Origin of the sequence: Burkholderia aenigmatica (assembly GCF_048627025.1) — a bacterium.
GTDB lineage: Bacteria > Pseudomonadota > Gammaproteobacteria > Burkholderiales > Burkholderiaceae > Burkholderia > Burkholderia aenigmatica.
In genome coordinates this window covers 3,472,428-3,486,253 of the sequence record NZ_CP184468.1, presented here as the reverse complement: position 1 = coordinate 3,486,253, position 13,826 = coordinate 3,472,428, and the positions used below count along the sequence as shown (strand labels likewise).

13 protein-coding genes are annotated in these 13,826 nt (G+C 68.4%); 8 read left to right on the top strand and 5 right to left on the bottom strand.

What is annotated here, in order from left to right; all coding sequences use genetic code 11:
- The first annotated feature begins 1 nt into the window (after position 1).
- The 3 genes from ACN8ZM_RS16325 to ACN8ZM_RS16315 are packed head-to-tail and all read left to right on the top strand — an operon-like array spanning position 2 to position 3,151.
- A complete protein-coding gene (locus tag ACN8ZM_RS16325) occupies positions 2–1,000 on the top strand; it encodes an ABC transporter ATP-binding protein (RefSeq protein WP_043185170.1) in 999 nt (332 codons plus the stop codon).
- Positions 997–2,013 carry a peptide ABC transporter ATP-binding protein gene (locus ACN8ZM_RS16320; protein ID WP_043184665.1) on the top strand — a complete coding sequence of 339 codons (1,017 nt, stop codon included), beginning with the start codon at positions 997–999 and terminating at the stop codon, positions 2,011–2,013. Before ACN8ZM_RS16325 ends, ACN8ZM_RS16320 begins: the two co-directional genes overlap by 4 nt.
- Complete coding sequence (locus tag ACN8ZM_RS16315; protein WP_043184664.1) at positions 2,006–3,151, top strand: TraB/GumN family protein; 1,146 nt, start codon at positions 2,006–2,008, stop codon at positions 3,149–3,151. The genes ACN8ZM_RS16320 and ACN8ZM_RS16315 overlap by 8 nt, the downstream gene beginning before the upstream one ends.
- Positions 3,152–3,720: 569 nt before the next feature.
- Here the strand turns inward: ACN8ZM_RS16315 and pxpA are convergent.
- From pxpA to pxpB, 3 genes are all read right to left on the bottom strand, one after another.
- On the bottom strand, positions 3,721–4,485 hold the full coding sequence (gene pxpA / locus ACN8ZM_RS16310) for a 5-oxoprolinase subunit PxpA (RefSeq protein WP_043184663.1): 765 nt from the start codon (positions 4,483–4,485) through the stop codon (positions 3,721–3,723).
- Positions 4,486–4,558: 73 nt separating this feature from the next.
- Complete coding sequence (locus ACN8ZM_RS16305; protein ID WP_089451414.1) at positions 4,559–5,626, bottom strand: biotin-dependent carboxyltransferase family protein; 1,068 nt, start codon at positions 5,624–5,626, stop codon at positions 4,559–4,561.
- A complete protein-coding gene (pxpB, locus tag ACN8ZM_RS16300; RefSeq protein ID WP_122946469.1) occupies positions 5,623–6,279 on the bottom strand; it encodes a 5-oxoprolinase subunit PxpB in 657 nt (218 codons plus the stop codon). The genes ACN8ZM_RS16305 and pxpB overlap by 4 nt, the downstream gene beginning before the upstream one ends.
- A 148-nt stretch (positions 6,280–6,427) precedes the next feature.
- On the opposite strand from pxpB, the gene ACN8ZM_RS16295 reads away from it, so the two are divergent.
- Positions 6,428–6,940 carry a winged helix DNA-binding protein gene (locus tag ACN8ZM_RS16295; RefSeq protein WP_089451412.1) on the top strand — a complete coding sequence of 171 codons (513 nt, stop codon included), beginning with the start codon at positions 6,428–6,430 and terminating at the stop codon, positions 6,938–6,940.
- A gap of 74 nt (positions 6,941–7,014) precedes the next feature.
- On the opposite strand, the gene ACN8ZM_RS16290 is transcribed toward ACN8ZM_RS16295, so the two are convergent.
- Complete coding sequence (locus ACN8ZM_RS16290; protein WP_301769690.1) at positions 7,015–7,623, bottom strand: 5-formyltetrahydrofolate cyclo-ligase; 609 nt, start codon at positions 7,621–7,623, stop codon at positions 7,015–7,017.
- 8 nt (positions 7,624–7,631) lie between these two features.
- Here ACN8ZM_RS16290 and ACN8ZM_RS16285 point away from each other — a divergent pair, with 8 nt between their 5' ends.
- The 4 genes from ACN8ZM_RS16285 (at position 7,632) to ACN8ZM_RS16270 (ending at position 12,553) form a co-directional block, all read left to right on the top strand.
- Positions 7,632–9,584, top strand: coding sequence for a lytic transglycosylase domain-containing protein (locus ACN8ZM_RS16285; protein WP_089451410.1), 1,953 nt, complete (start codon positions 7,632–7,634; stop codon positions 9,582–9,584).
- Positions 9,585–9,641: 57 nt separating this feature from the next.
- On the top strand, positions 9,642–10,601 hold the full coding sequence (locus ACN8ZM_RS16280) for a complex I NDUFA9 subunit family protein (RefSeq protein WP_043184657.1): 960 nt from the start codon (positions 9,642–9,644) through the stop codon (positions 10,599–10,601).
- Between the two features lie 66 nt (positions 10,602–10,667).
- A complete protein-coding gene (locus ACN8ZM_RS16275; RefSeq protein ID WP_043184656.1) occupies positions 10,668–11,315 on the top strand; it encodes a glutathione S-transferase family protein in 648 nt (215 codons plus the stop codon).
- Positions 11,312–12,553 carry a multifunctional CCA addition/repair protein gene (locus ACN8ZM_RS16270; protein ID WP_043184655.1) on the top strand — a complete coding sequence of 414 codons (1,242 nt, stop codon included), beginning with the start codon at positions 11,312–11,314 and terminating at the stop codon, positions 12,551–12,553. Before ACN8ZM_RS16275 ends, ACN8ZM_RS16270 begins: the two co-directional genes overlap by 4 nt.
- 46 nt (positions 12,554–12,599) lie before the next feature.
- On the opposite strand, the gene ACN8ZM_RS16265 is transcribed toward ACN8ZM_RS16270, so the two are convergent.
- Positions 12,600–13,403 (bottom strand): helix-turn-helix domain-containing protein, encoded by an 804-nt coding sequence (locus ACN8ZM_RS16265; RefSeq protein WP_420210300.1) that lies wholly within the window; start codon positions 13,401–13,403, stop codon positions 12,600–12,602.
- Between the last annotated feature and the right edge of the window lie 423 nt (positions 13,404–13,826).

The following is a 13,826-nucleotide window of genomic DNA, read 5'->3' as shown; positions in this document are numbered from 1 at the left end:
AATGACACAAGATCTTCTGACCATCCGCAATCTCGCGGTGAACTTCAATGGCCTGCCCGCGGTCGACCGGATCAACCTGTCGATCGCGCCGGGCGAGGTGGTGGGCGTCGTCGGCGAATCGGGCTCGGGCAAGAGCGTGACGATGATGGCGCTGATGGGCCTGATCGACGCACCGGGCAAGGTGACGGCAGATGAAGTCACGTTCAACGGCGTCGACCTGCTGAAAGCATCGCCGAAGGCGCGCCGCAAGATCGTCGGCAAGGACATCGCGATGGTGTTCCAGGATGCGCTGACGAGCCTGAACCCGAGCTACACGGTCGGCTACCAGATCAAGGAGGTGCTGAAGCTGCACGAAGGGCTGCGCGGCGACGCGCTGCACCGGCGCGCGCTCGAACTGCTCGACCAGGTCGGCATTCCCGACGCGAAGAACCGCATCGCGTCGTTCCCGCACCAGATGTCGGGCGGGATGAACCAGCGCGTGATGATCGCGATGGCGGTTGCGTGCAACCCGAAGCTGCTGATCGCCGACGAGCCGACCACCGCGCTCGACGTGACGATCCAGGCGCAGATCATGGATCTGCTCGTGAAGCTGCAGAAGGAGCGCGGGATGGCGCTCGTGCTGATCTCGCACGATCTGGCCGTGGTGTCGGAAGTCGCGCAGCGCGTCGCGGTGATGTATGCGGGCGAGGTGATCGAGACCAACCGCGTGCCCGACATCTTCCGCGCGCCGCATCATCCGTACACCGAAGCGCTGCTCGCGGCGATTCCCGAGCACAATAAGGGGGCGCGTCGCCTTGCCGCATTGCCCGGCATGGTACCGGGCCGCGATGATCGCCCGTCCGGGTGCCTGTTCGCGCCGCGCTGCAAGTACGTCGTCGACGACTGCCGCAAGGCGCGGCCGGCGCTCGACACGCTGGTGTCCGGCAACGATGCGATGCGCGCACGCTGCATCAAGCCGCTCAACGTTTCCAACCTCGACCTGACGGGAGGTGCACGATGAATGCAGTCAATCAAGCGCGTGCCACTTCGCACGACGAGGACGCCGTACTGGTGGCCGACGGCCTCGCGAAGCACTATTCGGTGAAGCGCGGGATGTTCGGGCAGGGCACGGTGAAGGCGCTGAACGGCGTGTCGTTCTCGCTGAAGCGCGGCAAGACGCTCGCCGTCGTCGGCGAATCGGGCTGCGGGAAGTCGACGCTCGCGCGCCAGCTGACGATGATCGAAACGCCCACGTCGGGCAGCCTGACGATCGACGGCAAGAACGTCGCCGGCGCAAGCCGCGAGACGGTCGCCGACCTGCGCCGCCGCGTGCAGATGGTGTTCCAGAACCCGTTCGCGTCGCTGAACCCGCGCAAGACCGTCGAGCAGACGCTCTCCGAGCCGCTCGAGATCAACGCGAACCTGACGGCCGCCGAACGCGCGCAGCGCATCGCGCAGATCATGCGCACGGTCGGCCTGCGGCCCGAGCACGCGAAGCGCTATCCGCACATGTTCTCGGGCGGCCAGCGCCAGCGCGTCGCGATCGCGCGCGCGATGATCCTCGATCCGCGCATCGTCGTCGCCGACGAGCCGGTGTCCGCGCTCGACGTGTCGATCCAGGCGCAGATCCTGAACCTGTTCATGGATCTGCAGGAGCAGTTCAAGACCAGCTACGTGTTCATCTCGCACAACCTCGCGGTGGTCGAGCACGTTGCGGACGACGTGATGGTGATGTATTTCGGCAGCGTCGCCGAGCTCGGCGACAAGGCGACGATCTACGCACGGCCGCGCCATCCGTACACGCGCGCGCTGATGTCGGCGACGCCGGCGATCTTCGAGGAAGACCGTCGCGTGCAGATCAAGCTGCAGGGCGAATTGCCGTCGCCGCTCAATCCGCCGTCGGGCTGCGCGTTCCACCAGCGCTGCCCGTATGCGGTCGAGCGCTGCCGTGCGGAGGAGCCGCAGCTGCGTGAGGTAGACGGCCGGCGCGTAGCCTGCCATCGGGCCGAGGAGGTAGGGGAGGCGAATGCCTGAAGCGTTGGCGGCGCGCGCGTCCGGCGTGCGCCGTGCGGGGGCAAGCAGCGCGCGCGTGATGCGCGCGTACCGCTACGCGCGGCGCTGGAGCGTGCGTACCGTCACGGGCGCGGCGCTGGCCGGCGCGTGCGTGGCGGCCAGCCTCGTGGTTCCCGTCGAAACCGCGCGCGCCGAAGGGCGCGCGCCGGCCACTTCACCGATCCATCCATCGCAAGTCCCGCCGCCCGGCATGAGCCTGCCGGGCTTCCACGCCCCCGCCGTGTCGGACGGCACGGTATCGCGCGGCACCGTGCGCGTGCAGCCCGCGCGCATGCCGTTCTACGTCGCGACCAAGGGCAAGGTCACGCTGTACGTGCTCGGCACGCTGCACACCGGCGATCCGTCCGATTACCCGAGCGCGCAGCCGTTCCGGCCGCGCATCCTCGCGGCGCTCGCCGCGTCGCCGACGCTCGCGCTCGAGCTGTCGCCCGACGACCTGCTCGAATCGCAGGACGACGTGTCGAAGTATGGCGTCTGCCGCTACCCGTGCCTGCAGCGCCTGCTGCCGGAGCCGCTGTGGCAGCGGCTCGCGGCGCGTCTGCGCGGCAATCCGGCCGCGCTCACCGAGATCCGCAAGATGCGGCCGTGGCTCGCGGCGCTCGTCGTCGAGACCTACGATTCGCTGTCGGCCGGCCTGCAGACCGAGTACGGCACCGAGGCGCAGCTGCAGAACGTGTTCCTGAAGAAGAAGGGCGGCCGCGTGATCGGGCTCGAGACGCTCGCCGAACAGATGCGCGCGTTCACCGGGCTGACGCTGGCCGAGCAGCGCGAGATGCTCGCGCAGGACATGGTGCAGACGCCCGCGCAGAACGCCGACGACATCAAGTCGCTGCACCGGCTGTGGCGAATTGGCGACGCCGATGCGATCTCGGCATGGGCGGTCGCGAAGAGTGAACGGCTCGCGCGGTCGAAGGCGTTGTCGGCGTCGATCGACAACAAGATCGTGTACGAGCGCAACCGCCGCTTCGTTGCACGGATGACGGCAATCGCCGCACCGAACCGGCCGCTGTTCGTCGCGATCGGCGCGCTGCATCTGGGCGGCCCGCGCGGCGTGCTCGAATTGTTGCGTCAACAAGGTTACAGCGTCGACGCGAACTGAACGTCACCGTCGCGCCCGAACCGATCCTCCCCTGTTTGATCGACGTCGCGCGACCGGCGTCAAACGCTTGTATGGGCACGCTATTCGATAAGGAAAACCCTCGATTCGTCGGAAAATAGCGTTTCAAACGATTGACATCCCGATCTGCCAATATCTATTCTTCATTCCACAAGTTGAAAAAATGAAAAGAATAGAAAAAGTTCTACGGGGTAGCAGAAAATAAAGCGCGGGGTTAGCGCGTTGCCGGCACGTGATGTACGTGCCGGCCGCGGAAGTGTCTGCATGTACGGCGGGGCCAATCATCGTCGGACAACAACAAGGCATGCAGGCCGACTTGCGGGATAAGCAGCGTTCCGTCGTCCCACCGGGGAAAGGCAGTGATCGGGCGGCGGCGGACGTTTTTTAATCCGGAAGATTTTTCCGGTCACCGTCGCAAGACGGTTTCGGGGGGCGAGAATCGACAGACGGCGAAGCCGCAGCGATTGCGCCAACGGAAAAGCGCCACGAGGGCGCTTTTTTCTTTTGTGCGACGGATTATTGTGCGCTCGCGCGCGATGGCCGGATCCGGATCAGGCGCGTTCGTCGGCCTGCAGCAGGCCGGGCGCGACCACGTCGACACCCACCGCTTCGAGCGCGGCGCGAATCCGTTTCGCGAACGCCAGCGCATGCGGCCCGTCGCCGTGCAGGCAGACGGTCTGCGCATTGAGCATCACCCATTCGCCGCCGATCGCGCGGACTTGCCGGCTGCGCACCATGTCCAGCGTGCGCGCGATCATCGTGTCCTCGTCGTCGACGAGCGCGCCGGGCTGGTTGCGCGGCACGAGCGAGCCGTCCGCGCGGTAGCCGCGATCGGCGAACACTTCTTCCACCGCAGCGAGCCCCGCGTGCCGCGCGGCCGCGACGAACACGCTGTTCGCGAGCCCGAACACCGCGAGCGACGGATCGAAATCGCGGACCGCGGACACCACCGCATCGGCGATCATCGGGTCGCGCGCGGCCTGGTTGTACAGCGCGCCGTGCGGCTTCACGTGCGCGATGCGCCCGCCCTCGGCCTGCGCGATCGCCGACAGCGCGCCGAGCTGGTACAGCACGCCCGCATAGATGTCGCCGGCCGGCAGCTGCATTTCCTTGCGGCCGAAATTCTCCGGATCGTGAAAGCTCGGATGCGCGCCGATCGCCACGCCTTTCTGCACGGCCCAGCGCACGCAGTCGCGCATTGCGTTCGCACCGCCCGCATGCCACCCGCATGCGATGTTCGCGGACGTCACGAGGTCGAGCAGCGCCTCGTCCGAACCGCATCCTTCGCCGAGATCGGCATTCAGATCGATTTCCATGATGTTCCTCGTCCACTGATTGCGTGGCCCGTCTTCGTTACTGCTACTGCCTGCGGTACCGCTACCGCCATTGTCACGCCGCGCGCGATTCGGCGCGGCGGCGCGCTTCCTCGCGCATGTCGATCGCCACGTCGATCTGCCGCAGATAGGCACGTTCTGCGGTCAGGGCGGCGCGCGCGGCGTCGGGTGTCGTGCGCACGAAGCGGATCGGCAGGTTGAGCCGCGCCTGCGCGAGTTTCCACAGGTCCGCACGGATCACCGTGCCGATCTTCGGGTAGCCGCCGGTGGTCTGCGCGTCGTGCATCAGCACGATCGGCTGGCCGTTCGGCGGCACCTGGATCGTGCCGGGCAGCACCGCGTGCGACAGCAGCTCGGCCGGCCGCTCGCGCATGAGCTCGGCGCCGGCTAGCCGATAGCCCATACGATTGCTGTTCGCCGTGACAAGCCATTCCTCATCCCAGAATGCCTGCTGCGAATCGGCGGCGAACGATGCGTAGTCGGGGCCCGGCAGCACGCGCACGGGCATGGCCCACGGCGCATGCGCGGGGCGGTGGCGGCGCGGCGGTTCGTCGACGCGCACGAACGCGCACCACGCCGGCGCCTTTACCCCGAATTCGGGCGCATCGGCCGCGAGGCACCCCATTCCGGCCGGAAGCACGCCGACCGGGAGGCGATCGCCGTCGCGCAGCGCGCGGCCGCCGAGGCCGCCGAAGCGCGATGCGAGATCGGTGCTGCGCGAGCCGAGCATCGGCAGCACGTCGATGCCGCCCGCGATGCACAGGTAGCCGCGCATCCCGCGTTTCGCGGCCGGCAGCACGAGCGTCTGCCCGGCCTCGACCGGCAGGCTCCACCATGAATATACGCGCCGGCCGTCGAGTGTTGCACCGAACTCGGTGCCGGTGATCGCGATGCGGGTGGCGCGCGGGAAGCGGAAGGCGGCCGGGCCGATCGTGATTTCGACGGCCGCCGCGTCGGGGCGGTTGCCGACCAGCCGGTTGCCGACCTCGAGCGCGAGGCCGTCGAGCGCGCCGCCCTGCGCGACGCCGAGATGGCGCGCGCCGCGGCGCCCGAGATCCTGCACGGTCGACAGCGGGCCGGCCCGCACCACCTCGATGGTGCCCGGTGCGTTGCTCTGGGTCATCGTGCGTCGACTCCGGCAATGGTGAAGCGCACGCGGTCGCCGGGCAGCAGCAGCGTCGGCTGCGGCCGCGCCGGATCGAACAGCACGTGCGACGTGCGGCCGATCAGTTGCCAGCCGCCGGGCGACGTGGCCGGGTAGATGCCCGTCTGTGCGCCACCGATGCCGACCGAGCCGGCCGGCACCTCGAGGCGCGGCGCCGCGCGGCGCGGCGTGTGCAGCGCGGCGTCGAGCCCGCCGAGATACGCGAAGCCCGGCTGGAAGCCGACGAAGAACACGACGTAGGCGCCGGCCGCGTGACGTGCGACGACCTCGTCGGCCGACAGGCCGGTATGCGCGGCGACGGCCGGAAGATCGGGGCCGGCGGCGCCGCCGTACTCGACCGGGATCTCGACCTCGCGGCCGTCCGCGTGCTCGACGTCGGCGGTTTCCCACGCGTCGCGCAGCGCCGGCGTGAGCGACTCGGCCGTCGTGGCGAGCGCGTCGAATACGATCGTCAGATTGTTCATGCCGGGCACGACGTCGATCACGTCGGGCCACGCGCGCGCGGCCTCGGCAACGGCCCAGACGCGGCGCTGGCAATCGAGCGTGGCGGGCGGCGGCACCTCGCAGACGAGGGCGGCATCGCCGAGCGGATAAATGCGGGGTTGCGTCATCGGACTGGCACGGTTCGGACGGCAATGTTAGCGCACATTGTCAATAAAATATCGACAACTTCCCAATAAGCGTTTTCGCCTAGCTCGTATGTCGGGGCTTCTGGCGTACACTCGGCACACCCTGTCATCCGGCTTGCGCCGCCTTTCCATGAAGCGTCCTGCGACCAAGATCGTGTCATCCGAACACCTCGTTTCCGATTCGAGCGCGGAGCTGTCGGAGCTCGAATACGGGCTCATCATGGCAGGCAACGCGTTCAACCGGTGGATGGTGCGTTGCATGTCGGCGGCCGGCGCGAAGGACATGACGGCGGTCGAGGTGTCGCTGCTGCATCACGTCAGCCATCGCGAACGCAAGAAGAAGCTCGCCGACATCTGCTTCGTGCTCAATATCGAGGATACGCACGTCGCGACCTATGCGCTCAAAAAACTGATCGCCCGCGGCTATGTGAAGAGCGAGAAGAACGGCAAGGAAGTGTTCTTCTTCGCGACCGACGCCGGCCGTGACCTGTGCCAGAAGTATCGCGAGGTGCGCGAGCACTGCCTGATCGAGACGCTGAAGGACAGCGGGCTCACCAACGAGCAGATCGGCGACGCGGCGCAGTTGCTGCGCCACGCGTCGGGCCTGTACGACACGGCCGCGCGCGCGGCGGCGTCGCTGTAAACGGTTGCGGCAAGGAAAGCGCGTGGCGTTGCGCTGACGGGCATGCGACGACGGACGCGGCGCCGCCCGCCGCTTCATCCGGCGGCCGGGTAGAGCGCGCCGTCGGTCACGATCCAGTGCAGCGAGAGATCGTGCGCTTCGGCCGGCAGCGCATCGACACGGCACGCTTCATAGGCGATGCCGACCGTCACGGGCGGCGCGCTGCCCGGCCACGCGGCGAGCGTGCGGTCGTAGTAGCCGCCGCCGTAGCCGAGCCGGTAGCGCTGCAGATCGAATCCCACACAGGGAATCAGCAACAGGTCGGGCACGACGACGATTCCCGACGCCGGTTCCGGAATCCGGTGATGACCTTCGCGCATCGGCGTGTGCGGATCCCACGCATGGAACTCGAGCGGCGTGTGCCGCTCGTCGATCACTGGCAGCGCGGCCTGCCGGCCGGCACCGGCCGCGCACCAGCCGAGCACCGCGTCGCGCGCATCGAATTCGCCCGGCAGCGGCCAGTAGAACCCGACCGTGCGCGGGGCGAGCCGATCCAGCAGCGTGCGCAGCCGCGCGTCGAGCGCGGCGTTCGCGGCGGGTTGCGACGCGGCGTCGCGCCGCGCGCCGGACAGCGTTTTGCGTAGCGCAACCTTCGGGTTTGGCACAGGGTTGCGTGCTATGCTTTCGCTCACTTCGCGCTCCATTCAAAACGATGTCGAACAGCCTTTTCCGAGTATATCGCGCGGTCGCGCTGACGCTTTCGGCCACCGCGCTCGTCGCGGGCACGGCCGCGTGCGCCGCACCGAACGACGATACGGTCTCCGGGGACGACCAGACCTTCGTGCAGCTTCGTGAAGCCGCACGCCGCAACGACGCCGCGAAAGCCGCGCAGCTCGCGTCGATGATCCCGAATTATCCGGTCCCGTCCTACGTCGAGTATTTCCAGATCAAGCCGCAGCTGTTCGATTCGACGGGCCGCGCGCGCGTGGACGCGCCGGACGCGCCCGTGCAGTCGTTCCTGCAGCGCTACGACGGCCAGGCGATCGCCGACCGCCTGCGCAACGACTATCTGCTCGTGCTCGGCGCGCGCCACGACTGGCGCAACTTCGACGATCAATACAAGCGCTTCGTGCTCGACGACGACACGCAGGTGAAGTGCTACGCGCTCGAATCGCGCGCCTCGCGCGGCGAGAACGTCGCCGATGCGGCGCGTGCGCTGCTCGTCGAGCCGAAGAACTACGGCGACGCGTGCGTCGACCTGATCACCGCGCTGACGGTCAACCAGCAGTTCACGAGCGACGACGTGTGGCAGCAGGCGCGCCTCGCGTACGAACAGAACTACACGACGCTCGGCGGCAAGATCGTCGATGCGCTCGGCCCGCGCCCAGTCGGCTTCGACCAGGCGACGAGCGCGCCGCCGCTGTACCTCGCGCGCGGCGTCGGTGCCGACGCGACGTCGCACCAGCTTGCACTGATTGCGCTCAGCCGCATGGCGCGCAACGATCCGGACGCCGCCGCCGGGATGCTGACGTCGGTCGCGCCGTCGCTGACCAAGCCGGAACAGGCGATCGCGTGGGGCGCGATCGGCTACCAGGGCGCGATCAAGCGCTCGCCGCTCGCGTCGGTCTGGTATGCGAAATCCGCGAACGCGCCGCTGTCGAACCCGGGCTACGAATGGCGCACGCGCGCCGCGCTGCTCGCCGGCAACTGGCCGATGGTGCGCTGGTCGATCGAGCAGATGCCGCCGTCGCTGCGCGACGATCCGGCGTGGATCTACTGGCATGCGCGCGCGCTCAAGCAGAGCGGCGACACGCTGCAGGCGAACCAGGAATTCGAGCAGGTCGCCGGCCAGTTCAACTTCTACGGGCAGCTCGCCGGCGAAGAGCTCGGCCAGCGTACGTCGATCCCGCCGCGCACGAAGGTGAGCGACGCCGAGATCGACGCGATGAGCAAGATTCCGGGCTTCGCGCTCGCGCAGCGTTTCTATGCACTGAACCTGCGCCTCGAAGGCAACCGCGAATGGAACTGGCCGCTGCGCGGGATGACCGATCGCCAGCTGCTGGCCGCGGCCGAATACGGCAAGCGCGTCGAGCTGCTCGACCGCACGGTCAACACGGCCGACCGCACGAAGGCCGAGCACGATTTCACGCTGCGCTACCCGTCGCCGTACCGAAATATCGTCGAGCGCTACGCGCAATCGACGGGCCTCGACATCGAATGGGCGTACGGGCTGATCCGCCAGGAATCGCGCTTCATCACGAGCGCGCGTTCGTCGGTGGGCGCGGGCGGCCTGATGCAGCTGATGCCGGCCACCGCGCAGATGGTCGCGAAGAAGCTCGGCATGGGCACGATCTCGCGCGCGCAGATGCACGACATCGATACCAACATCCAGCTCGGCACCTGGTATCTGGCGGACATCTACAACAACTTCGACAGCTCGCCGGTGCTCGCCACGGCCGGCTACAACGCGGGCCCGGGCCGGCCGCGCCAGTGGCGCCAGGTGTTGACGCAGCCGGTCGAAGGCGCGATCTTCGCAGAAACGATTCCGTTCAACGAGACGCGCGACTACGTGAAGAACGTGCTGTCGAACACCGTCTACTACGCGGCGCTCTTCGAGGGCAAACCGCAGTCGTTGAAGAAACGTCTAGGCATGATCTCGCCCTGATCCGCAATCTTCACACTGCCGCGCGAGACGCGGCAGTGTTCTTTTGAGGCTTCGAACATGGATCGCCAGACCGTCGCGCTGCTGGGCGGCACCGGCTTCATCGGCAGCCGGCTCGTCAATGCGCTGATCGAATCCGGCAAGCAGGTCCGGATCGGCACGCGCCGGCGCGACCACGCGCGTCACCTGCAGATGCTGCCGGTCGAAATCGTCGAGCTCGAAGGGCTCGACACGCGCACGCTCGCGCGCTTCGTCGCCGGTGCGCACGCGGCGATCAACCTCGTCGGCGTGCTGCACGGCGGCCGCGGCACGCCGTACGGGCCCGGCTTCGAGCGCGCACACGTCACGCTGCCGGCCGCGCTCGCGACCGCCTGTACCGAGGTCGGCGTGCAGCGCGTGCTGCACATGAGCGCGCTCGGCGCCGATTCGCGCGGCGCGAGCATGTACCAGCGCTCGAAGGGCGACGGCGAGGCCGCGCTGCATGCGATCGCGGCGACCGATTCGCTCGCGCTGACGATCTTCCGCCCGTCGGTCGTGTTCGGCCCCGGCGATGCGTTCCTCAACACGTTCGCGAACCTGCAGCGCACGGTGCCCGTGCTGCCGCTCGCGATGCCCGATGCGCGCTTCCAGCCGGTGTTCGTCGGCGACGTCGTACGCGCGTTCGTCAACACGCTCGATCTCGTGGGCGCACACGGCAAGACCTACGAACTCGGCGGCCCGACCGTCTACACGCTCGAGCAGCTGGTGCGCTATTGCGGCACGCTGGTCGGCCGGCAGGCACGCATCGTGCGGCTGCCCGACGCGCTCGCGCGGCTGCAGGCGCGCGTGTTCGAATGGCTGCCCGGCGAGCCCGTGCTCACGCGCGACAATCTTGCGACGATGTCGGTGCCGAACGTGCTGTCGGGGCCGCTCGCGCCGGAACTCGGGATCTCGCCCGCGAGTCTCGAAAGCATCGCGCCCGCGTATCTCGGCCATGCCGCGCAGCGCTCCCGGTTCGACTGGTTCCGTTCGCGCCGCTAGCGCTCGCGCGGGTTGCCGTCGTCCGGCCCCTTTCCTTTCCCCTTTTGCGTCTTCCGGAACCCCGTCATGAAACTCGTCATTGGAGACAAGAACTACTCGTCGTGGTCGATGCGTCCGTGGCTGCTGCTCGCGCATTTCGGCATCCCGTTCGACGAGATCGCGATCGAGCTGCGCCACGATGACACGGCCGCGCGCATCCTCGAGTATTCGCCGTCCGGCAAGGTGCCGTGCCTGGTCGACGACCACGGCGTCGCGATCTGGGATTCGCTCGCGATCGCCGAAACGCTCGCCGAACGCTATCCGCAGTTCCCGATGTGGCCGGCCGATCCGCTCGAGCGCGTGCATGCGCGCTGCGTCGCGGCCGAGATGCATTCGGGCTTCGGCGCGCTGCGCACGCAAATGGGCATGAACGTGCGCGCGTCGATGCCGGGGCGCGGCGCGACCCCCGAGGCGCTCGCCGATGTCGCGCGCATCGATGCGCTGTGGAGCGAGTGTCTCGAGGCGTCGGGCGGGCCGTTCCTGTTCGGCGAATTCGGGATCGCCGATGCGATGTATGCGCCCGTCGTGATGCGCTTCAACACGTACGCGCCGGGTCTGTCGCCGGAAGCGGCCGGCTATGCGGCCCGTGTGACGGCGCTGCCGGCCGTCCAGCGGTGGATCGACGCCGCGCGCCGCGAAACGAACGTGATCGCCGAATACGAGCCCCGGCCATGAACATCTACGCAGTAGGCGGCGCCATCCGCGACGCATTGCTCGGCGTGCCCGTGCAGGACCGCGACTACGTGGTGGTGGGCGCGACCCCCGAGCAGATGGCCGCGCAGGGCTTCCGGCCGGTCGGCAAGGATTTCCCGGTATTCCTGCATCCGCGGACGCAGGAGGAATACGCGCTCGCGCGCACCGAGCGCAAGACGGCGGCCGGCTATCACGGCTTCCAGTTCCACTACGCGCCGGACGTGACGCTCGACGAGGATCTCGCGCGGCGCGACCTGACGATCAATGCGATGGCGCGCGAGGTGAATCCGGAGGGCGAGCTGGTCGGGCCCGTGATCGATCCGTTCGACGGGCAGGCCGACCTGCGCGCGCGCGTGTTCCGGCATGTGAGCGACGCGTTCGTCGAGGATCCGGTGCGGATCCTGCGCATCGCGCGCTTCGCCGCGCGGTTCGCGGATTTCACGGTCGCGGATGAAACGCTCGCGCTGATGCGGCGGATGGTCGACGCGGGCGAAGTCGACGCGCTCGTGCCCGAACGCGTGTGGCAGGAAATCGCGCGCGGGCTGATGGAGGCGAAGCCGTCGCGGATGTTCGCGGTGCTGCGCGACTGCGGCGCGCTCGCGCGCATCCTGCCCGAAGTCGATGCGCTGTGGGGCGTGCCGCAGCGCGCCGACTACCACCCGGAGGTCGACACGGGCGTGCACGTGATGATGGTCGTCGACTATGCGGCGAAGCAGGGCTATTCGCTGCCGGTGCGCTTCGCGGCGCTCACGCACGATCTCGGCAAGGCGACGACGCCGGCCGACGTGCTGCCGCGCCACGTCGGCCACGAGGGGCGCAGCGTCGACCTGCTCAAGCCGTTGTGCGAGCGGCTGCGCGTGCCGAACGAATGCCGCGATCTCGCGCTCGTGGTCGCACGCGAGCACGGCAACCTGCATCGCGTGATGGAGATGGGCGCGGCGGCATTGGTACGGCTCTTCGAGCGCAGCGACGCGCTGCGCAAGCCGGCGCGTTTCGCCGAGATGCTGCAGGCGTGCGAATCGGATGCGCGCGGGCGGCTCGGGCTCGAAGCCCAGCCGTATCCGCAGGCCGAGCGGCTGCGCGTCGCGCTCGCGGCCGCGCGCAGCGTCGATGCCGGCGCGATCGCGCGCGGCATCGGCAACGATACGGAGAAGATCAAGGAAGCCGTGCATCGCGCACGGATCGAGGCCGTCGCGCAGGCGCTCGAGATCGGCGAATAGGGGCGACGGGAAGGGCGCGCATCGCGCGCCTCCCGCCCGACAACCGTTACGACTTCTTCTTGCGCGCCGGCTTGGCGGCCGCGGGGCGTTTGCCGGCGGAGGCGCGCGGCTTGGTCGTACCCTTCTTTTCTTTTCCTGCTGCGCTGGCGGGGCGTGCCGCGCCAGCGTCACGATCGCGCTCCGCCCGCTTGGGCGCCGGCCCGCGGCGGCTCGCGCGCGGCTCGGCCGGTGTCGCACGCGCGACGGGCGCCGGTTTCCCGAGGTCCATCGTCGCGGACACGAACCCGGCGCCACGGTCGTCGAACAGCGGCAGCGTGCCGACCGCGATCACCTCGGCCGGCCCGTCGCCCACGTTGGCGACCCGGTGCCGCTTGCGCGCGTCGAAGTGCAGCGAGTCGCCGGGCGACAGCGGGTAATCCTTCTTGCCGACCGTGTAGCAGATCCGGCCGGCCAGCACGTACACGAATTCGTCGCCGCCGTGCGCGACCCATTCCGAGCGGTAGCCTTCCATCATCTGCACCTTGAGCGCATTGATCTGGCTGCCGTCGAACGTGGTGGACAGGCGTTCGTACCACTGCGACTTGGCGTCGAGCGCGTACGGCTTGCGGCGGCCCTCGTGAGAATCGGGCTGGGCCTGGCGCGGCTGGTCGATCAGCGCGCTGAGCGGCACGCCGAGCGCCTTCGCGACGTTGACGAGCGACGACAGCGAGATGCCCGTGAGGTGGCGCTCGACCTGGGACAGGAACCCGACCGACAGCTTCGCTTCGGTCGCGACTTCCAGCAGTGTCTTCTTCGCTTCCCGGCGCAGGCGGCGAATGCGCTGGCCGATAAGCATGAGGTCTGAATCCATGAATCTCTTTCGTGGCAACGAGTCGGGAGGCGGGCGGACGGGCGGTGCAGTCGCCGAACAGGGAATTCCGCGCATCGCACGAAGCACGGCCGTCGGGGCGGCGATGCCGGCGAATTGTACCGCGCGGTGTCGCCGGGTGAATTGACGTTGTGCCGGGATGCGCAGGCGCCACGCCGATTTTAGCCCTACGAAAATTTTAGCTTGACCTCAATTTCGGCGTGCTCTAGATTCTGCTGCGCGTATCAAACAAAGTTAAGTGGGACGAAATTTTTTCAAGGGCCTGCCGCCGGAACGGAACGGTGGCCCGGCGCCATGCGGGGTCGAGCGCCGACCGTGCAGCGACGCCGTGCCGTGTCAGGCCTGCCTCGGGCTTGCTCCCCGCCGCGTCACCGCCGGCCGCCGACAACAACGCATAACGGGCTT